The sequence below is a fragment of the Ignavibacteriota bacterium genome, from assembly GCA_016707525.1.
In the GTDB taxonomy this organism is placed as follows: domain Bacteria; phylum Bacteroidota; class Ignavibacteria; order UBA10030; family UBA6906; genus JAGDMK01.
Window position 1 is genome coordinate 57,315 of sequence record JADJHP010000002.1, and the last position, 20,423, is coordinate 77,737.

17 protein-coding genes and 1 pseudogene are annotated in these 20,423 nt (G+C 62.0%); 10 read left to right on the top strand and 8 right to left on the bottom strand.

The annotated features are described in order from the left end of the window. Positions 1–17: 17 nt before the first annotated feature. Positions 18–650 (bottom strand): enoyl-CoA hydratase/isomerase family protein, encoded by a 633-nt coding sequence (locus tag IPI01_03830; GenBank protein MBK7256941.1) that lies wholly within the window; start codon positions 648–650, stop codon positions 18–20. Positions 651–1,000: 350 nt separating this feature from the next. Between IPI01_03830 and IPI01_03835 the strand changes: the two genes are divergently transcribed. Then, positions 1,001–1,450: a hypothetical protein gene (locus IPI01_03835; protein MBK7256942.1), complete on the top strand. Its 450-nt coding sequence runs from the start codon at positions 1,001–1,003 to the stop codon at positions 1,448–1,450. Between the two features lie 152 nt (positions 1,451–1,602). Further along, on the top strand, positions 1,603–2,700 hold the full coding sequence (locus tag IPI01_03840; GenBank protein ID MBK7256943.1) for a TerC family protein: 1,098 nt from the start codon (positions 1,603–1,605) through the stop codon (positions 2,698–2,700). Positions 2,701–2,741: 41 nt separating this feature from the next. Here the strand turns inward: IPI01_03840 and IPI01_03845 are convergent, their stop codons facing one another. The 5 genes and pseudogenes from IPI01_03845 to IPI01_03865 all read right to left on the bottom strand — a co-directional run bounded on the left by IPI01_03845 (position 2,742) and on the right by IPI01_03865 (position 7,501). Then, positions 2,742–3,836: a hypothetical protein gene (locus IPI01_03845; protein MBK7256944.1), complete on the bottom strand. Its 1,095-nt coding sequence runs from the start codon at positions 3,834–3,836 to the stop codon at positions 2,742–2,744. Positions 3,837–3,954: 118 nt separating this feature from the next. Further along, positions 3,955–4,248 carry a hypothetical protein gene (locus IPI01_03850; GenBank protein MBK7256945.1) on the bottom strand — a complete coding sequence of 98 codons (294 nt, stop codon included), beginning with the start codon at positions 4,246–4,248 and terminating at the stop codon, positions 3,955–3,957. Further along, entirely contained in the window at positions 4,245–5,282 is a 1,038-nt protein-coding gene (locus IPI01_03855; GenBank protein MBK7256946.1) for a VWA domain-containing protein, read from the bottom strand. The genes IPI01_03850 and IPI01_03855 overlap by 4 nt, the downstream gene beginning before the upstream one ends. Positions 5,283–5,515: 233 nt before the next feature. Beyond that, a pseudogene (locus IPI01_03860) lies at positions 5,516–6,758 on the bottom strand (FAD-binding oxidoreductase). Positions 6,759–7,159: 401 nt separating this feature from the next. Further along, positions 7,160–7,501 carry a hypothetical protein gene (locus tag IPI01_03865; GenBank protein ID MBK7256947.1) on the bottom strand — a complete coding sequence of 114 codons (342 nt, stop codon included), beginning with the start codon at positions 7,499–7,501 and terminating at the stop codon, positions 7,160–7,162. A gap of 408 nt (positions 7,502–7,909) precedes the next feature. On the opposite strand from IPI01_03865, the gene IPI01_03870 reads away from it, so the two are divergent. After that, the gene (locus IPI01_03870) at positions 7,910–11,338 is read left to right on the top strand and encodes a family 78 glycoside hydrolase catalytic domain (protein ID MBK7256948.1); all 3,429 of its coding nucleotides are present in this window, start codon (positions 7,910–7,912) and stop codon (positions 11,336–11,338) included. Between the two features lie 4 nt (positions 11,339–11,342). On the opposite strand, the gene IPI01_03875 is transcribed toward IPI01_03870, so the two are convergent. Beyond that, on the bottom strand, positions 11,343–11,807 hold the full coding sequence (locus tag IPI01_03875; protein ID MBK7256949.1) for a hypothetical protein: 465 nt from the start codon (positions 11,805–11,807) through the stop codon (positions 11,343–11,345). 2,580 nt (positions 11,808–14,387) lie between these two features. On the opposite strand from IPI01_03875, the gene IPI01_03880 reads away from it, so the two are divergent. The 3 genes from IPI01_03880 to IPI01_03890 all read left to right on the top strand — a co-directional run bounded on the left by IPI01_03880 (position 14,388) and on the right by IPI01_03890 (position 17,049). Beyond that, positions 14,388–15,455, top strand: coding sequence for a rhamnose:proton symporter (locus IPI01_03880; GenBank protein ID MBK7256950.1), 1,068 nt, complete (start codon positions 14,388–14,390; stop codon positions 15,453–15,455). Positions 15,456–15,472: 17 nt separating this feature from the next. After that, positions 15,473–15,796 carry an L-rhamnose mutarotase gene (locus tag IPI01_03885; GenBank protein ID MBK7256951.1) on the top strand — a complete coding sequence of 108 codons (324 nt, stop codon included), beginning with the start codon at positions 15,473–15,475 and terminating at the stop codon, positions 15,794–15,796. Positions 15,797–15,882: 86 nt separating this feature from the next. After that, positions 15,883–17,049: a hypothetical protein gene (locus tag IPI01_03890; protein MBK7256952.1), complete on the top strand. Its 1,167-nt coding sequence runs from the start codon at positions 15,883–15,885 to the stop codon at positions 17,047–17,049. A 29-nt stretch (positions 17,050–17,078) separates the two neighbouring features. Here the strand turns inward: IPI01_03890 and IPI01_03895 are convergent, their stop codons facing one another. After that, positions 17,079–18,473 (bottom strand): hypothetical protein, encoded by a 1,395-nt coding sequence (locus tag IPI01_03895; protein ID MBK7256953.1) that lies wholly within the window; start codon positions 18,471–18,473, stop codon positions 17,079–17,081. 392 nt (positions 18,474–18,865) lie between these two features. Here IPI01_03895 and IPI01_03900 point away from each other — a divergent pair, with 392 nt between their 5' ends. The 4 genes from IPI01_03900 to IPI01_03915 all read left to right on the top strand — a co-directional run bounded on the left by IPI01_03900 (position 18,866) and on the right by IPI01_03915 (position 20,395). Beyond that, positions 18,866–19,147, top strand: coding sequence for a hypothetical protein (locus tag IPI01_03900; protein ID MBK7256954.1), 282 nt, complete (start codon positions 18,866–18,868; stop codon positions 19,145–19,147). Beyond that, entirely contained in the window at positions 19,123–19,563 is a 441-nt protein-coding gene (locus tag IPI01_03905) for a DUF4386 domain-containing protein (GenBank protein MBK7256955.1), read from the top strand. Before IPI01_03900 ends, IPI01_03905 begins: the two co-directional genes overlap by 25 nt. An 8-nt stretch (positions 19,564–19,571) precedes the next feature. Then, positions 19,572–20,060, top strand: coding sequence for a DUF2938 domain-containing protein (locus IPI01_03910; GenBank protein MBK7256956.1), 489 nt, complete (start codon positions 19,572–19,574; stop codon positions 20,058–20,060). A gap of 98 nt (positions 20,061–20,158) precedes the next feature. Beyond that, positions 20,159–20,395, top strand: coding sequence for a DUF2867 domain-containing protein (locus IPI01_03915; GenBank protein MBK7256957.1), 237 nt, complete (start codon positions 20,159–20,161; stop codon positions 20,393–20,395). The last annotated feature ends 28 nt before the right edge of the window (positions 20,396–20,423 follow it).

The following is a 20,423-nucleotide window of genomic DNA, read 5'->3' on the forward strand; positions in this document are numbered from 1 at the left end:
TCCGTTGCTTTTTCGGTCTATCTCCCTCTCCATTGGGGGGAGCGCTTCTCGAGGAACGCATGCAACGCTTCCGTGCGGTCCTCGGTCCGTATCAGGGGCCTATAGCAGGAACGTTCGTGTTTGAACCGTCGATCCAGTTCGGTGGTGCTGGAGCCGCGGAGCGCTTTCTTTGCCTGCCTGAGCGCGAGCGGGGCATTACTCAGAAGGGAGGCCAGCAGATCTTCATACGCGGACGGGAAGGCATGGTCCGCCCACGCAAAGTCTACGGCGTGGTCTGCGAGGGCTTCGCGGCCGTTGAATCGGCGCCCGGTGAGGAGCCACCGTGACGCGACCGCCCTCGAAGTGCGAAGGGAAAGAAGCTGCGATCCGCCCGCGGCGGGGATGATCCCGAGTGTGACCTCAGGGAATCCGAGAAGTGCATCGTCGGAAACCGCGATCAGGTCTGCAGCCAGAGCGAACTCGAATCCTCCTCCAAGGGCAGCCCCGCGGATGCCAACGACAACGGGTTGAGGGATCGCGAGCCAGGCGCGGACCATCCGCTGGATCCGTTGCACGTATGAGGCCACCTGGTGAACGGGGAGAGTTGCCCGCTCCTTCAGATCAGCACCCGCACAAAACGTGGGGAGGATGACGTGATGGAAATGAGCCATACGTCTTTTCGTTTGGCAAGGAGGCGGGCTGTGTGCGTCAGCGCGAGAACGAATTCTTGATCGAGTGCGTTGACGGGGGCACGGTGGAGATCTATGCGAGCGAGGTGCGAGGAAATTGTCAGGGAGTGCGTGCTCGACATGGGGCTCCGGCGTTGTTGACATCGGAATAAAACAATATCGGGAGTGTACTGCAAGTGGTATGAATACAACCCCGTCCTTTTTCACAGGGTCAGGAGGTGGGAGACTGGCCGTCGTGACTGCCGGGACCTGGGGCTTCACGGGCCGGTCGCCTCTCGCAAAATACTCATCACGAGGTTGATAATGCACCGGCACTAGAGTACCTTTGGGCATTGAACGATCCGTACGGTGCATCGTTCGCCTCCGCCGTCTGGAAGAAGGAAACGGGGGATACCCTCCGGCAGTTCCTGAGATATATGGAAGCATCTCCGCTGATCAGCAGGATCATGGGCGACCATGTGTCCGGCATGCACACGGGCGAGTGGCACTACCTCGGCTGCCGATGGCTGCCCGACTACAGTGCGCCCATGCAAAAGGTGGCGGTGCCGGTGCCGGTGGAATTGCTCCGGTGGATAGCAGAACGGGCGGGGGTGAGGATGTGGAGTTCGAGAGAGGACAACGTGCGGGCCACGGCCGGTGCGGCGATGATCTGTGCCGCCGATGAGGGTGAGCGCGTACTCCGGCTGCCCCGGCCGATGGCCCCCGCGGAGGGTGGGCCGGCAGCGAGCGAGCACAGGTTGTCGATGCAGTTCGGGGAGGTGCGGCTGTTTGTGAAGCCCTGACCTCTGTCGAAGTGAAGACTGTTGGATGTACGCGAAACGCCCCAAAACGAGACGGCGCTGGTGTTCCTGCCCCCTGAACGGAACTCCCGACACCCTCCGGTGGTTAGAATGGGGCACACATCTGTCTTATCCACCCATGAAGGGACTGAAGGATGTTCTGGCTCTATGCTGGCTTCACAGGGTTGATCCTCATGCTGTTGGCACTTGATCTTGGCGTCTTCAACCGGAAGGCGCACGTTGTATCGGTGCGGGAGGCCCTGGGCTGGTCAGCCTTCTGGATCGCTCTCGGCCTTTCCTTCGCGGTAGTCATCTATTACGGCTATGAGAATCATTGGATGGGGCTCGGACTCACTCCTGACCTTATGGGAGGGAGTTCCCGTAGCGTGGTCGGCCTGGGTGAGGTGTTCAACGACGGCCCATCGGCGACGATGAAGTACCTCACCGGGTACATTGTCGAAAAGTCGCTCTCCGTCGACAATATCTTCGTCATCAGCATGATCTTCTCCTTCCTGGCCGTACCGCCGATCTACCAGCACCGGGTGCTGTTCTGGGGGATCGTCGGGGCGCTGGTGATGCGCGGGGTGATGATCGGCGTGGGTGCTGCCATGATCGCGGAGTTCGCGTGGGTCATCTACGTGTTCGGTGTATTCCTCGTCGTCACGGGGATCAAGATGCTTGTCTTGAAAGGGGGGAACGATGACCCGCACTCGAGCGTCATCGTGCGCCTCACGCGTCGTCTGTTCCCGATCACGCAGAGGTATCACGGCCAGCACTTCTTCGTCCGTGCAGGCTCCGCCTGGTCGCTGGAGGCATCGACACCCGGGGAGCAGCCCGAGCGGGACGAGGTCGTGGATACGGCACCCGCCGGGAAGTTCCTTGCGACACCCCTGTTCCTTGCACTTGTCATCGTCGAGTTCACCGATCTGATCTTCGCCGTGGATTCGATACCGGCGATCTTCGCGATCACGGCGGACCCATTCCTCGTGTTTACCAGTAATGTCTTTGCGATCCTGGGATTGCGGAGCCTGTATTTTGCGCTCGCGGGGATGATCGAGAAATTCCGATACTTAAAGGTCTCACTCGCGCTCGTGCTGGTGCTTGTGGGCGTCAAGATGCTGATCCACGGCTGGCTCAAAGAGGTGCTCGGGGAGTACTTCAACCTCTATCTCCTTGGCATGGTGCTCCTCATCCTGGCGGCGGGAGTGGTTGCGTCGTTGATGAGATCGACATCCAAGCCAGCGTCCGCGTAGCTTCGTCATAGGGGGCGGGTGATCGGTGCCCGCCCCTGCTCCTACTGCCCCTGCAGCGATCTCCTGATGAGATGGTTGTATCCATCATCCCTCGCCGGCACATCGTCGTTGATCCCCCTGCGGACATGTCCCTGAATGAAGAAAAGATTGGCGAGGATGGTCGCCCCGACGACAACAATGGCCATCCTCCTCCGCCACTCCTTCGCGACGGGGAACTCATGGAATCCCACCATCATGCCGATGGCGATCGGGGGGAGAGCGAGAATGGCATAGTACCGGAACGCGTGATGGAGCAGGATCGATGGGGGGACAAGCATGAGCAATGCCCACGCCACAAGGAACCAACCCGTGCGTGGCTGCCTGAAGCAAGCCCATCCCATCATGATGATCACCACGAGAGTTGCCAATGGCACCGGTGCGAACCAGGTGATATAGCGTCCGACGTTCTCGACCACATGCCAGCCGACAAGACCCCACGCGTAGGGATCCCCGTCCGGGAGTCCTGCACCTGATGCCCCGAGCGACTTCATCGCGACCCAGAGCGCGGCGACCACAACGTGCGGCCAGGCCCGCAGCGGTCCCTTCGCAGGAGGGCGGAAGAGGAGAGTATACGCGATGAGCACGAGGAGTATGGGTGCTGCACTCTCCTTGAAGCCGAGTGCGCACGCGAACCAGAGGGCGGAAAGGTGGTGCTGGCCGCGTGTGAATGCGTACAGACAGAGGAGCGCGAAGAAGACCGCTCCATTGTCGAATATTCCGACCATCCACATCTGCGCATCCAGATGGATGTTCGCTGCGGCCGCATAGAGGAATGCCGACCCCCATGCAACCCCGTCGTCATTCGTCAGTGCCCGGGCAACGAGCCGGACGACCAGAGCGGTGGCGAGGAGCAGCAGGAGCGCGAGGACGTGAAACCCGACAGCGTTCGCGCCGAACGCGGTGTAGACGGCGTAGCAGTACAGCGATCCCAGGGGGCGGTAGAAGGTCTTGCCGATGGGGGACAGATCCGGCATGCCCGACGAGACGATGTTCTGGATCATGACCCGGTCGTCGTGCACGTACCCGTACTGACCGAGCGGGGCGTAGAGAATAACGACCGTCAGTGCGAGAAGAGCCGGAAGCCTGAACCGTTTCACCGTCTGTACCTCTCCAGGACAAGAGGATATAAAATACGAAAGCCACCTTGAATATCAAGGTGGCTTTCGCTGTTCTCCGGAAGGGAGAGGACCTCCGACCGGGGTGTCCTGCGCTTTGTTACTTCTGCTTCTGCTGCTGGTAGTTGTCGTACTGGATCGCCTTCTTGGCGCGGCGACCCCCTTTGTCATCGCTCCTGAGCGAGTCTGAATATCCACGGAGTCTCTGCACCTGCTCACGGATGGCATCGCCCGCCGGCCCCGGCGCAGCAGCCGCCGGCGACGACATCAAGGCCTGACCTGCGCCGGATAATGCCCGGGTCGCTTCCTCCCGGTCGCCCCTGTCGAGGGATTCCATTGCCTTGTGCACATCGCGGGTGGAGACGACCACATCCGCGCGCGCCTGTTCCGTCATGTCGCGCTGGCGTTCAACGGACGCCGTATTGGCTTCGTAACGGATCCCGTTCTGGAACGAGCCGAGGGTGACCCCTTCGGATGATGTCCGTGACACCAGTTTGCCGTTCGCCAGCGCCAGCGACCCGGACCCCGGGGGACATCCAGTTCGAGTGTGATGTCCCGTACATCCTCGCCGTAGAGGTCGCCCATCGGGATCGATGCGGTCTGTTTGTTGATGCTGTGTTCGTACCCGATGGCATCGAGCAACCGCACGCCGCGGCCAAGTTCGATCTCGATGGTCACGTTCTGCGCCACCACGTCGCCGAGGCGGTCGAACTCCTTGCGCAGCACCGAGGCGAGATTGCGCGAGCTCTCGAGGAAGTAGTAGTTCCCCCCGCCGTTCTCCGACAACCCGACCATGAGGTTCTCGTTATACTCCAACCCCACACCGATGGTGGACAGGGATATCGCATGGTCCCGTTGTTTGCGGGCGATATTCTGCAGTCGCTGTGGATCGGTGATGCCCTGATTCGCCAGACCATCCGACAGCAGGATCACCCTGTTGATGTACTCGCGTCCGGTGTTCTTCTCTACCTGATGGAACCCCTCCACCATGCCCCCTCCAAGATTGGTCCAGCCACGGGGAGAGATCTCATCAACAAGAGCACGGATCCCGTCCTTGTCGCGCCCCACACGTGATGCGGAACGGAGCACTTCCACCACATCGTCATAGATCACCAGCGAGAAGATATCCTCCTGGTGGAGCTGGTCGATGAGGGTGTAGAGTGCTGCTTTGGCATAGGTCATTTTCGATTCATCGGACATGGAGCCGCTCCGGTCGAGGACGACGCACAGATTCACCGGCTTGCGGGTGGACCGTTGATGGTGGTGGGCAGCGATGGCAAGTCGCAGGTACACCTTTCCGCCGGCCGTGGAAACCGCGGGGCAGGTCAGGTGACCGGTAACGGCGATCCTGTCTCCCGGGGGAAGCGAGAATCCGAGGGATTGGGCCGCGAACAGCAGTGTGAGCAGGGTCCCGGCAGCGGTTTTCATACTGTACCTCCTCGTGTTTGTTCTGGGTGACACTGGGCTTCTGGAGGTTGATGCTGCGGGAGGAGGAAAGGTAAATGGCCGGGACAGGCTGTACCCGCACGCGTTTTCGCCCTGTGCTGATGGTCACGACCTGGTGCGGGAGTAGCCCCTCTCCCTCCCGGGTAAAAACCACGAAGCCACTCTGGGATCCAGGGTGGCCTCGTCGGCTGACATCTTCAGTCAATGGTGATCTTCTACGGGGTCGACGGCGGAATATTCTGGTTCATGCAGAACAGGTTTGTCGGATCGTAGAGGCGCTTGATCGCCCGCAAACGATCCCATGTCGGACCGGGATACGCCTGGCGAACCCGTGCAGCCCCCTCATCTCCAAGGAAATTCACATACACTCCCTCGTCTCCCTGACCCAGGGCGTGTGCGACAGACGAAGCCCAGGCCTCATGGACTGTCCGGCTCTCGGGACGGTCATACATTGCCAGCATGCCGACCATGACCCGCCGTGCTCGATGGGCATATGCGGTCGAATCGGCAGGCACGCGCGACACGGCGCCTCCCAGGACGCGGATCTGTGCGACCGCCATCGGGGTTGTGGAAGCTTGCAGAGCCCGGATCATCGTCTGTGCGGCGTGCTCGTCGATCGCATCGAGAAAGAGCGAGCGGACCGCGACGTTCGCCGGTTCGGGTCCCTTCAACTGATAGATCTCCGGAAAGTTCATGGGGTGGAGCATATCGACGATCGGAGGGATGATCGCACGCAGCGGCGCCACGGCGCGTTCAGCCTCCGGCGCATCGCCCGCATACATGATCAGGGCCGCGATGATGGGTTTGCCAATGTGCTCAGGGGGGATGAAGGGAAAGGGGAGGTGCATGCATCACATTGGCAATGACGGAGAGTTCGTCCGGAGCAGCTTCCGCGGCGGCAGCGAAACCACATACGGTATCGACAGTAGCGGGCAGCAGGAGCATACCGCCGAACACGTGATCGACCGGATGGAGCTGGAATCGAAACCGGGTGGCGACGCCAAAATTTCCACCCCCGCCCCGGATGGCCCAGAACAGATCCGGGTGGTGGTCTGCATCCACGAGCATGAGGTTGCCGTCCGCCGTCACGAGTTCGGCAGCCAGCAGCTGGTCAATGGTGAGTCCGTATTTGCGCGTCAGAAACCCCACCCCGCCGCCGAGGGTGATTCCGCCGATCCCCACGCTGGCAGTATCGCCAAACCCGGTTGCGAGGCCGTGCTGCGCAGCTGCAAGCGTATATTCTCCGGCAGTAAGGCCGGTGCCGGCCCAAGCGGTGCGCGTTCCCGCATCGATCTCCATCGAATTCAGGTCGCGCAGATCCAGCACGATGCCACCGTCGACGACGCTGTTGCCGGCGATGTCGTGTCCTCCGCTGCGGATGGCAAGCCGCATTCCCTTGTCACGTGCGTAGTGCACGATACGGATGACATCCGACACTTCCGCGGCCCTCACGATCATGGAGGGCCGGCGGTCCACCCATCCATTGAAGACCTTTCTGGCATCATCATATCCGGGATCCTGCGGGATGATGACCCGCCCATGGAGCGTCCCTTTCAGCCTCTCGAATGAGGCCTGACCGTCCAGCGCGCGTGCTGGTTCGATGGCGTAGCCCACTCTATCCTCCACTCGTCTCTATGGGAAAGAACAACTGTTTGGAGGTGTACGGAGAGGTACAGGGCCAGGTTGCAGGGGACCCGGTCTCATCGGGGCCCCGGTGAAGGCCATGACATGTTGAAGCCATGCCGTAGAGTACGGCGCCGGAGCTTCCCATGAGTCTCCCTCTCGTGCGGATTTCGCGGATCCTCCGTAGGCTGAGAGTGGTGTGGTGAAACACCACCGTTGACTGGATGCGTGTGACCTTAGAGCGTGAAGCGTGCGGCCAGTTCGTTGTCCACGAGGACGGTCGTTTCCCAGCCGGTGCCAAAGATCCCCAGGATCCCGCTGTTGTACGTCGAGAAGAAATGCACCACGACCCCCCGGTAGGTTCCCTTCGCATCGATCGTATTGGCGAACGGAGCGGGCTTCGCGGCGACGACCACGCTGTCATTGATGGCTATGGAGATCGTGTTGGTGATGGAGGCTTTGCTTGCAGTGATGTTCCATGGTGTTTCGGCGGTCCTGGATTTGTAGCTGGACAGTTGTGATGAACCGCAGCCGGCGAGCATGAGGAGTGCAGCAAGTGCGAGCAGGGATCTGGACATGGTTGTGCCTCCTGTGTGGATGTGTGAACCGTGGGTTGCTATGATGTACATGGGAACCTTCGTGGCATCGGTCATGATGGTTCAGAGCAATGACGGGCACCGGAAGTCGCTCGGGGACGTGCGACTTCGCCTGCGATCATCCTGGGGCAAAGTGCGGGATAATTGAAAAGTACTAACACACAAGGCAAGAACTTGGTTCCTGGTGACCGGTGGTTCTGACAGGAAAGCGAACCGTGTCAGGCGCGTGTCTTGATGTTGGATCGTCCTGCCCCTATATTCCATTGCTCTTCCACCGACCCTCCACGTCCGGTCGCCGGGTCCCGTTCAAAATAAGAGGAAATGATGAGATCACGAGCACAGCAGATCATACTACTATGCGGCCTTGTGCTGGTTCAGGGATGTGGTTCCATGGTGTCAGCGGCCCTGCGTCCGCAAGCCCTGAAGTGTGAATACCGTCCGGACCCCGTGGGTATCGATGCCCTGCATCCCCGACTGAGCTGGGAACTCGCGAGCAAGGAGAATGGCGAGAACCAGACGAGGTACCGGATCCTCGTTGCGAGCAGTACGAAGCTCCTGGATGCGCATGTGGGAGATGTCTGGGATACGAAGATCGTGCACTCATCACAGTCCGTGAATGTCCCGTATGGCGGGGCCCCGCTGAGGTCCGGCCAGAAGTGCTTCTGGAAGGTCATGGCCTGGGATAAGGATGGGGTGGCGTCGGCATGGAGCAGTCCGTCATTCTGGAGTATGGGCCTTCTGACCAGGGATGATTGGAAGACTCAATGGATCGGGTTGGACAAGCCTGTGGGCATGGACGATACGACCGAATACACCAGACTGTCGGCACGGTATGTCCGGAAAGAATTTCAGGTAGGACAGCGCATCCAGAGTGCGACCGCGTACATCTGTGGGCTCGGACTCTACGAACTGTCCATCAACGGGAAGAAGGTTGGCAACGAGGTCCTCGTCCCTGCCCAGACACAATTCAACAAGACGGTCCTGTACAACACCTATGACGTAACTGGTTCTATCACCAAAGGTGCCAACGCCATAGGCGTCGTTCTGGGTAATGGAAGATACTTCACCATGCGGAAGTCCAAGAATGCGAACTTCGGGTTTCCGAAGATGGTCCTGCAGGTGGAGATCGTCTTTGATGATGGAACGAGACAGATCATAGCGAGCGATGGGACATGGAAGATCACCGGGGACGGGCCGATCACGGAGAATAACGAATATGATGGCGAAAAGTACGATGCGCGGAAGGAAATGAAGGGATGGGACAAGGTCGGGTTCGATGATGCGGCCTGGATCAGTGCCGAGGTCCTTCGTGCGCCATCGGACCGCCTCGTGGCCCAGATGAACGAGCCGATACGCATCACCGAAACCATAACGCCGATCAGTGTGAAGAAGATCCGGCATGGTCTCTACATATTCGATATGGGGCAGAATATGGTCGGTTGGGTGAGACTCCGGGCGCGCGCCGATGCCGGTACCAGGATCCGTCTGCGTTTCGCGGAATCGCTGGATGGCGACTCCCTGTACCTGGCCAATATCCGTGATGCGAAGGTCACAGATGAATACATCTGCAGAGGGGGCGCGCTGGAGGAATGGCAGCCACGCTTCACGTATCACGGATTCCGATTCGTGGAGATGACGGGATTCCCGGGCGAACCCGATCTGGCGACCATTGAAGGGGCGGTGGTTCATGATGATGTGACAAGGATCGGACGGTTTGCCTGTTCGAACGACGTCATGAACCGGACCTTCAGAAATGCCATATGGGGCATCCGTGGCAACTACAGGAGCTTCCCGACCGATTGCCCACAGAGAGATGAGCGACAGGGCTGGCTCGGGGACAGAGCGGCAGGATCGAAGGGCGAGAGCTATGTCTTCAACATCGCCAGTCTCTACGCGAAGTGGGTCAGGGACATCATCGATGCACAGAGAGCCGACGGTTCCATTCCCGATGTCTGCCCGGCGTATTGGGATCTGTACTCGGACAATGTGACCTGGGACGGAACTCCCATCGTTCTGCTGGCAATGCTGAGGGAACAGTATGCGGACATGGACATCATCCGGCAAGCATACCCCTCCATGAAGAAATGGCATGCCTACATGTCGGGAAGGTATCTTAGGAATGACCTGATGCCGCGCGACACATATGGGGATTGGTGTGTCCCGCCCGATGAACCCGAGGCCATCCATTCCGCCGATCCTTCAAAGAGAACGTCCGGATCATATATTGGCAGCGCCTATTTCTATTTCCTGACCACCACGATGAGCAAGTTTGCGCAGCTTCTGGGCGAGAAGGATGACGAGGCCTCCTTTGCCCGCCAGGCGGAACGGATGAAAGCGTCATTCAACAAGACCTACTTTGATGAGAAGACACGGACCTACAGCAACAACACCGCAACCGCGAGCATTCTGGCCCTTGCGTTCGACCTGGTGGAGCCCGCCAACAGGAAGACGGTCGCCGACAATCTGGTCGAGGTGATCGAGACCCGGTTCAGGGGGCACATCCCCACCGGGCTCGTTGGTGCCCAGTTCCTGATGAGAACGCTGACCCGGATCGGCCGGGCTGACATTGCCCATCGATTCGCTACACAGACGGACTACCCGAGCTGGGGATACATGGCCCGGAGCGGCGCGACCACCATCTGGGAACTGTGGAACGGGAACACCGCCGACCCGGCCATGAATTCGCAGAACCACGTGATGCTCCTTGGCGACCTTCTCTCGTGGTTCTATGAGGATCTTGCAGGCATCAGAACGCGTGAAGGGGAAGCGGGCTTCAAAGAACTCGTCATGAATCCCACCCTCATCGCCGGCCTGGATTCTGTACAGGCATCACATGTCTCTCCCTACGGCCCCATCCTGAGCGCCTGGCGTGTTGCGGACAAACAGTTCTCATGGGATATCACCGTTCCCGTGAATGTCACTGCGACGGTCCATATCCCGGCAGGAAGACCGGAGGACGTCACGGAAAATGGTCGTCCGATCTCGCAGACACGAGACCACAGGATCGTCGGGATGCAGGATGGAAAGCTGGTGATTCAGATCGCTTCGGGACGGTACCACTTTTCATCGACAGGCTTTGCGGTGGTGGAGCCCCCGCTCAACGTAGCGACGCCACGCATTGATGCGCCGCGATTATCCGATGCGCGCCCGATCCCGATCCGGATCACCTGCGAGACACCGGGGGCGACGGTGCGTTTCACGACAAACGATACACCCCCTAACGGCGCGTCGCAGATCTATCATGACCCGTTCGAGGTTGGGAAGAGTTGCGTCGTGCGTGCCCGGGCCTTCAAGGAAGGATACACTGGGAGTTACGAAGCGAAGGCGGAGTTCGACATTCATCGCGAGCGGATCCCGGTACAGGGCATCACATTCCTGACCCCATACTCATCGAAGTATCTTCCGGCGCGTGGGGATCGGACGTTGATCGATGGCGAAGAGGGTTCGCTGTCGTACACCGACAAGAAGTGGGCAGGCTACGAAGCAGGGGACATGGTCGTGGTGCTGGATATGGGGAAGACCACGGAGATCCATTCGGTCATCATGAGGTTCTTGAGCAATCCGGGGTCATGGATATTCACGCCGGAAGCGATCGAGGTAAGCACGTCGAACACCGGAGAGCAGTTCACTCCGGCGTCGAGCGTTCAGAATGGGGTCCCCCAGGAGACCTATCCAAGTCAGAAGTATTCAATACCGTTGAACACGATAGAGGCGCGGTATCTGAAGATACGGGTCAAGAACTACGGCACATGCCCCGACTGGCACACGTCGGCTGGCGGGGCTGCGTGGATGTTCGTCGATGAAATCTTTGTGGAATAGAGGGTCAGAAGCGCAATCCGATCGCCAGTTGGAGATTGTTTGTTTTTGAAAGAAATCCCTTCAGCTGGAAGTAGGGATACACGGACTCACGAGTCCCCAGGGCGAACCCGGTCAGAAGATTCAGCCCGACATTGGTGTCCGAAAAGCTGTTCACGCTGATATACATCACACCCAGACCGCCGCCCAGCCAGACGTGCGCATCCGTGCGGATGGGAAAATCATAGTGTCCGTCGAGACTCATGAACAGGCTCGTGGCCCCGCTGATAAAGACATATTCGATCATCGGGTTGATGTACAGATCCGGTGCGATGCCCGTGATGATGCCACCGCCGAGCGTCACATCCGACCCCTCTGTGAAGAGTCCCACGCGGACATCGCCGCGCACCTGCGCATAGGACTGCGATGAACTTGCCGCCACGATGAGGGCGAGTACCAGACTCGCTGTCAAGAAGAGATGAGAAGCTTTCATGTAACCTCCATTGGTGTTGGAAAACCATTGCACGGGCAGGATCCCGTGGACCCTGCCCCCGATCTTGTCGATCCTCCGCTCGAAGCCGTCTCAGAATGCGAGCCGGAGGCCTGCGTTCGCAAAGAATGCACGGCCCTTCCCGATATCAATAGTGCTCACCGAGCTCACATCGCTCAGCGACCATTCGTACTGGACGTCCGCGAAGAAGATGAGGATATCCACCGCGCCACCCCGGGGACTGGTGAATATCCTTCATGCTCCCGGGGCTCCTGGTAACGATGAATGCCGACTCCTCGAAGACGCGGAGGGAAACTGGTCCTTCTGTGCCGATCATGGAAGGAGTGCCACCGGGATCCGTAGCCGTTGATATCGTTCTTGACTCACTTTGAGTGTGAGGCCGTTCTGGGGAGACACGAGCTTCTGTCCGGCCACGCAGCGCCCGCTAGGTTCTTGGACTTCTAAGGTGACGAGGCAGTTTGACACCACGGCGACCACGGCAGAAAGACAGACATCGTCGAAGTATTCTCATGTCGAAAGCCTTCCTCAAAGTGAATGATGCGATATGGGAGTCTCACGACTCGCCGTACTCGCGACGACAGCGTAGATCGCAAGTATCAGAAAAATGATGATGAAACCCCCCAGGGAATACGAAGTGATGACCCCCAGGACCCACAGGAAGACCATAATTATCGCGAGGTTGACCGACATTGAAGTGCCCTTTCGAGCCTGGTTGAACGATCGAGACCGGAGGCCTCTGCGGATCTGTAGCTGTAGTATACCGGACCCGGGCCTCGGATTGAATCGGCTGAGAGGATGAAAGAATAGCTAATCCTGAAGAGAGAGAATCACCCCCGAGAGCCGGCCCGGCCCGGCGCCCCCCCCCCCCCCCCCCCGCGAGCCCCAGGGGGCCCGGGGGGCCCCCGCCCCCCCCCCCGCCCCCGCGGCGCGCCGCGGCGGCCCCCCCGGGGGCCGAGGGCCCGCCCCCCCCCGGACCGGGGGGGGCCCCCCGGGCCCGCCCCCGGGGGGGGCCCCCGGGGCCCCCACAGGGGGGGCCCCCCGCGCCCCCGGCGCCCCCCCCGGCCCCCCCCCCCCGCCCCCCTCTCCGCCCCCCCCGCCGGCGCCGACCGCCCCCCCCCCCCCCCCCGCCCCCCCCCCCCCCCCCCCCCCCGCCCGCGCCCCGCCCGGGGGGCCGCGGAGAAGGGGGGCACCCGCGCCCCCCCCCCCCCCCCCGCCCCCCCCCGCCCCCCGGCCGGGGGCCGGGCCGGCCGGGGCGGGCGGGGGAACCGGGGCCGGGGGCCCGGGGCCCCCGGGGCCCGCGGCCCCCGGCGGCGGGGGGGCCGAGGGGGGCGGGGCGGCGCGGGGGGCCCGGGGGGGGGCCGGGGGGGGCCGGGGGGGGCCCCCCGCGCGGGGGCCGCGCCCCGAGACCCGGAAGGGGGGGGGGCCGGGGACCCCCCGCCCCGGCCCCCCCGGGGCCCCCCCCGGGGGCGCCCCCGCCCCGGGCCGGGGGCGGGGGGGTGCTCCCGGCCCGCGGGCCGGGCGGCCCCCCCGGCGGGGGGAGGGGGGGGCCGGGGGGGGGGGGGCCCCGCCGGGGGGGGGGGGCGGCCCGGGCAGGGGGGCCGGGGCCGGCCCGCCCCGCCCCGGCCCCGGCCCCCCCCGCCCCCCCCCCCCCCCCCCCCGCCCCCGCCGGGCGCCCCCGGCCCCCGGGGGGGGGCGCGCCCCGTGGCCCCTGCCGCACCGCCCCCCCCGATGGGGGGGGGGGGCCGGCGGGGGAGGCCCCGGCCCGGAACCCCACAAGAGGTCCGGGGGCGACACCGCCGGCGCCCCCCGGCGGGGCCGCGGCGCCCCCCGGCCCCTACCCCGGGGGGGGGCCCCCCCCCGCCCCCGCCCCCCGCCGCCGGGACCCCCCCCGGGGGGGGGGACCGCCGGGAGGGGGACGGCCGGCCGGCCCCGCGCCCGCCCGCGCCCCGGGGCCGCCCCCCCCCCGACGGCGGGGGGGGGGCGCGCCCCCGCCCCCGGGCCCCGGGGGGGGCCACCCCCCCCCCCCCCCCCCCCCCCCGGCCCCCCCCGGCGGTCCCCGGCGCCCCCGCGCGGCGCGGGGGGGGCCCCCGGGGGGGGGGGGGGGGGGGGCCCCCGCCCGGGCGGGGGGGGGGGGGGCGCCCCCGCCGCGGGGCCGGCGGCGGGGGGCCCCCCCGGGGGGGGGCTTTTCCGGGGGCTGCGGGGGGGGGTTCCGGGGAAGGGAGGGGCGCCGCGGGGGCGGCGGGGGGCCCCCCCCCCGCGGGGGGGGCGCCCCCCCCGGGCCCCACCCGCCGGCCTTTTTGCCCCGGGGGGGTTTGGGGCCCCCCCCCGGGAAAGGCGGGGGCGGGGGGGGGCCCCGCGGGGGGGCGGGGCGGGGGGGGGGGCGGGGGGCTGCCCGGGAATTGACTTTTGTGCAAGTTCGGGCTATGTTGCAAACGTCCGGGATGTGCGCCGGATCTCTTCTGTTCCACCTTCACTCTCTTACCTCCGACGCCGTGAGCAAACAGTGCGATGGGCCTCGGTGGTGGTCTCTGCTCTTCCAATCCTAGAAAGAGGACCCAATAGATGATAGGGTCGAATCCCATCGTCGGCACCGGACTGCATGCACTCGGCGGAGTATCCGCGTCGACATGCTACGTGCCGTTTCAAGGGACAAAGAACTGGTCTTGGGGGACGTTCTGGCTCGTCCAGGCCTTGTTCGCCTGGATCATCATGCCGATCGTGCTGGGCGTCCTCACGGTACCCGGGTATTTCGGCATACTTGCCAGCGCTCCTTCCGGTCCCTTCTGGGGCGCGTTCCTCCTTGGAGGGCTGTATGGTTTCGGCGGGATGTCGTTCGGCCTGGCCATCAAGCATGTGGGGTATTCGCTTACCTACACCATCTCGATCGGGATTTCCGCGGTGGTGGGGACCATTCTCCCACTGATGATCTTCGGGGGTCTTACGGAATACTTCTCCCGGCCGGGCGGAGGGATCGTTCTCGTCGGGATGGCGCTCTCTCTGGTGGGCGTCCTGGTATGCGGTTGGGCGGGGTTCAGAAAGGAGCGGGACCTGACGGCGGCGCAGGGAGGGGCGGTGCAGTTCAATATGGCGAAGGGTCTGTTCCTCACCATCTTTGCCGGTGTGCTTTCAGGGGTCTTCAACGTGTCGTTGGAGATAGGCCAGCCGATCGCCGACATGGCGGCACAGAATGGCGCCGGGAACTTTCAGGGGAACGCGAAACAGATCGTCTCCACCGCCGGTTGCTTCATCGTGAATGCCGTGTGGTTCCTTGTCGCGGGGATCAAGGATGGCACGTTGAAAGAACTCGCCGGGAGCTCCGGACTCTCCGTCGGCCTCCGGACACGCAACGCGCTCTGGTCGGCGCTCGCGGGGATCCTCTGGAGTATGCAATTCTTCTTCTATGGACTGGGGCATGTGCAGATGGGTTCCTTCCGGTTCGCTAGCTGGGTGCTCCACATGTCCATGTTGATATTCTTCAGTTATGGTGTGGGAGTGATCATGAAGGAGTGGTCCAGCGTACGCCGCAGCACCTATGGCTTACTGGTGGTAGCGCTGGTGCTGCTTGTTGCTTCTTTCGTCATCACCTCCTATGGCAGCTACTACGGTGAACAGCTGGTGACCACTCACTAATAGTGGAGACATTCGTCGTGAAACGATTCGGACAGATCATCGGGGTCGATCCCGCGCAGTTCGAGAAGTACAAGGAGTACCATGCCGCCGTCTGGCCGGAGATCCTGGCCATGATCAAGGCATGCAACATCGAGAACTACTCCATCTTCCATAAGGATGGGCAGCTCTTTGCATACATGGAGTACACGGGGAACGATTTCGCGGCAGACATGGCGAAGATGGCTGCCGATCCGAAGACGCAGGAGTGGTGGGATGTCATGATGCCCATGCAGCGGCCGGTTGCCAACCGCGCCCCGGGCGAATGGTGGGCCACCATGGAAGAAGTCTTTCACCTGGACTGAGGCGTCTGACGCCTTCGGAGAGGGATGATCGTACGTGCCCGCGGCAACGACGGCACGCTGATGCATCATGCGCATAGGAGCGGATCATGGAGAGGACTTCAAACTGTCTTACGAAACTTGACCGGATGAACAGAACGCTGCGGCATGAAGAGGCCGACCGGGTGCCTATCAGCGATTTCTTCTGGGGAAGCTTCGTGAAGCGCTGGCGGCAGGAATTGGGCCTGCCGGAGAGTGCCGATCCCTACACCTATTACGATCTTGATTGGATCGTCACCAATCCGAACCTGGATCCGCTCATCCGGCCGTTCCAGACCGTACGGGAGGATGCGCAGGAGGTCGTCGTCAAGACCGGCTTCGGTGCCACGCTGCGCAAGCGGTTCGATTATCCCATGCCCGAGTACATGGGGTTCGATGTCGACACCATCGAGAAGTTGCAGGCCTTTGCGTTCGACGATCCCTGGGACCGGCGACGGTATCTCGAAGCGGGAGACAACCAGATCTCCGGTGTCGGCGACGGGTTCGTGCGCAACTCGCCCGCCTGGGTGGACACCGTGCGGACGTGGCATCCGACCATCCCTGTGTACGGTAGCACCCTCGAGTGTTCCGAATGCCTGACGAGATTGGTCGGACAGGAGAACACGTTGATGTGGATGGGGATGTACCCCGACGAACTGGGTGCGTGCATCAACACAATGGGGGAATTCTACCTGGAGACCGCAAAGGCGCAGATCGCGGCGGCGGACGGGCTGCTGGATGGATTCGTGATCTGGGGAGATGTTGCCTACAAGAAGACCCTGCTCTTCAGTCCTCAGTACTGGCGGACATATTTCAAGCCCTGGGTGAAGGCGATGGTGGAGGAGTGCCACAAGCATCATCTTCCCGTGATCTATCACGGCTGCGGCAATGTTGAGCTGATCTTCGAGGATTTCATCGAGATAGGCGTGGACTCCTACAATCCCCTGGAGGCCAAGGCAGGGCTCGATGCGGTGGAGCTCAAGAAGAAGTACGGGACGAAGATCGCCTACTGCGGGAACAACAACATCCAGATCTGGGAGACCGGGGATCTGGAGTTGATCCGGAGAGATGTGATGCGGAAACTCAATGCTGCGAAAGGGGGAGGGTTCATCTTCCAGTCGGACCACTCGGTCTCGAGCGCCGTTCCGGGAAAGGCGTACGACTACATCGTGAAACTCGTGAGGGAGTTCGGAACATACCCGCTGCGGCTGGGTGAGTTCGATGTACCAATGACGTGAGCGGGGATCGGGCCGGCAGCGAAGCCCGCTCAGGCGAGGAGTCCGGCAACGACAAAGAGCACTGCCGCGATGCTTGCCGAGACCAGTGCATAGGGCAACTGGGCTTCCACGTGTTCGATCACGGTCGTCTTCGCGGAGATCGCCGTCACCACGGACGTGTCGGAGAAGGGCGAGGTATTGTCGCCGAACACGCCGCCGGAGATGCACGCTGCGAACATCAGGGGGAGCGGAACCCCCATGGCCTGGGAGACCGGGACGGCCAGCGGGACCATGATGCTGAACGTTCCGTACGAGGTCCCCGTAGCGAATGAGATAAGGCAGCTGACGAAGAAGAAGATCAGCGGCATGAGGAAGGCCGGGACGTTGCCTGAAGCGAGCCCTGCGATGTAGTGACCCGTCCCCATCTCCTTGCACAGAGAACCGAGTGCGAGGGCGAGTGCCAGCAGGATACCCACTTCCATGAAGTCGCCGAACCCGGCGTACACCGATTTTTCGACCGGCGGACGTTCCGCGGCGGGGCGGAACTGCACCATGAGTGCAAGGGCGGCGATGGAAGCAAGGACCGCATAGAAGACGGATGCCGTGCCATCCCCCTTGAGCATCGAGCCGTTGCCGGTGACGACGAGTGCGATGAGCATTGTTGCCACGAGCACGAGCACGGGGACGATCACCAGGAGGCTCATTGCGGGAGTCCCGCCGGCCATGGCGGGGTCGCCGGCTGCATGGTCCGTCAGGTCATCCATGGTCTCCTTTTCCGTGACCGCCGCGGTGTACTTCTTCATCGCGCCGATATTCCAGCCGAAGGTCATCGTCAGGATGATCACGATCAGGCTGACGATGCAGTAGAAGTTCATCGGCATGGCGCTTACCACGACGCTGAAGGGGTCGGTGATCCCCTGGGCGACGAGGAGCGTCATGTAGAATGCCCCCCATGCGTTGAACACGATGGTGGCGACCCAGTTGATGCTGATGCTGTGGAGGAAGTACGCCAGTTTTGCGCGGGGTATGCCGAGTCTGTCGTAGAGGCTACCGACGGTGGTGCCGTTGACCATGATGTTCGAGTAGTTTTCGAGGATCATGAGCAGACCGATCGCCCAGGTGAGGAGGAAGACCGGTCTCCGGCTGCGGATATTCAAGGATTCCAGGAGGCGGACCATGCCTTTGAATCCGCCGGAGGTCTCCATCAGCTTGATCAGTCCCCCGACGAAGATCCCGAAGAGGATCAGTTGGAGGTTGCCCCGGTCGCCGGTGACCTTGATCACCCGTTCGAGGTACTCGACGACGAAGGCAGTTTTGGAAATGGACAGCAGGAACATTGCCGCCAGGCCGCCGACGAGGAGGGCGGGGATGATCTTCTTTTTCCACAGGGCAAGGATGAGGGCGAGGACGGGCGGGAGGATGCTGAGGATTCCAAGGTGCGTCATGATCGGACCTTTGTCGTGACAGGCGGTTCTTCGCCCTGAAGCCGGTGGTTTGGGTGACTGCCGGAGTGCTGGAGCGTGTTCAGAGTATACGGAGTTGATTCGGTGAAATCAACTTCCACCGGTCTTTCCCATCGGGGAGTACGATCTGATCACTTTCAGCGGTGGCCTGTTCTTCATGGGAGCAAAGGATGTGGATGGGGAAGGCATTGCCAGGCAAGAACGGCGGGCTCTGGGAACTTTTCCCAAAAAAGAATGTTCGGACAAAGGAGCCCGGACCTGTTCTCCTATCTCTTGACGAGGGGCTCTGCCGGTCATTCCGCACCCGCACTCCGGGGCCCCGATTGCACTGGCTTTGAGGCAGAAGCCCATCACCGTTGGAAGGAGGGATAAAGATGGATCCGCTCAGGAGATCCTCGCTCATTTTTGGCTTTTTCTTCGCCGGTACCTTCATCTTTTCGATTCCCGCACTCCCGTTCTACGACCTGATACTCCACAACTCCGGCTATATCCTCGAAGGGGGGTTCGATACACGCGTCGCGACGGGCGCGCTGTTGGAGATCTTCCTTGCCATCTGCAACATCGCGACCGCGATCGTGCTCTTCCCCCTCGTCAAGCGTGTCCGGGAGACCGTCGCCTCGGGTATGTCGCGGTGCGCACCGTCGAGTCCGTCCTGATCCTTGCAGGCGTTATCAGTCTCATGTCGGTCGTGACGTTGCGGGCTACCGCGCCTCCGCAGGTCAGCCCGGAGGTCCTTTCCCTTGCGGGGCAGATGCTTGTTGCGTTCCACGACTGGACCTTCATGCTGGGGCCGCAGTTCTGTTCCGGTTTCGGAAACGGCTTGTTGCTTGGGTATTTGATGTACCGGTCCGGGCTCGTGCCGCGGCGCATGGCGCTTCTTGGTCTCGTTGGCGGACCGCTGGCGTTCCTTGGTGGTGTGCTGGTGTTGTTCGGAGTTCTCGAGCAAATGAGCGTCGGGTTGTTCGCTCTTACTGCTTTCGAGATCGTCTGGGAGCTTTCGATAACCTTCTATGCCATCGTCAAAGGATTCAGGCCGATATCTGTGGCTGGTGAACTTGCAGTTCAGCATTGAGGCATGGTATGGACGCTCAGGTCATTCTAGGCGCCACTGCCATTGGCCTTGGTGCGACGCTCCTCACAGATCTGTGGAATCTCTGTCTGAAGGCATTCTTCGGCATTCCATCTCTGGACTTCTGCCTCCTGGGGCGCTGGCTGCTTCATATGCCGTCAGGGACGTTCATGCATAAGAGCATCGCTGCCGCACCCGGCAGGCGTTTTGAGTGCGTCGTTGGCCGGACCGCACATTACTCCATCGGGATCGCGCTCGCGTTCGCCTTCATCGTGCTTGTCCCCGGGGAGTGGCTGGTCCTGCCGACGTTGCTACCGGCGCTTCTCTACGGCATCAGTACTGTGGTCTTCCCGCTCTTCATCATGCAGCCGGCGTTCGGTTTGGGTTTTGCGGGGGCTCGTACTCCCAAGCCCGCACAGACGAGGTTGAAGAGTCTGATGACGCATACTGTTTTCGGATTCGGGTTGTGGGGGTGTGCGGTGGGGATGAATCTTCTGTGAGATTTCGGGGTTGGGTGTCTGTGGAGTGTTTACACGGGGGGGCCGCGGGCGGCGGGTGGAAGGATGATCCACCATTCCATCTGCGCCTTGCGGCTGAGATGAGAGTTCCCGGCAGGGCATGGCTCGAGTATGAAGTGAAGCCCGTCGGGGAGGGGTCGACGATCAGACAGACGGCGATATTCGATCCGGCCGGTCTCGCGGGTCTCGCCTACTGGTACGGTATCTATCCTGTACACGCACTCATCTTCAGGCGCCTGATCCATGTCATCGCCCGAAAGGCGGTGATTCATCCACCTGAGAGTCATGGCCAGCGGAGGTCGTCCAGTGGCAATTGAACGAGCATGATTCACGGTCACCCGGCCA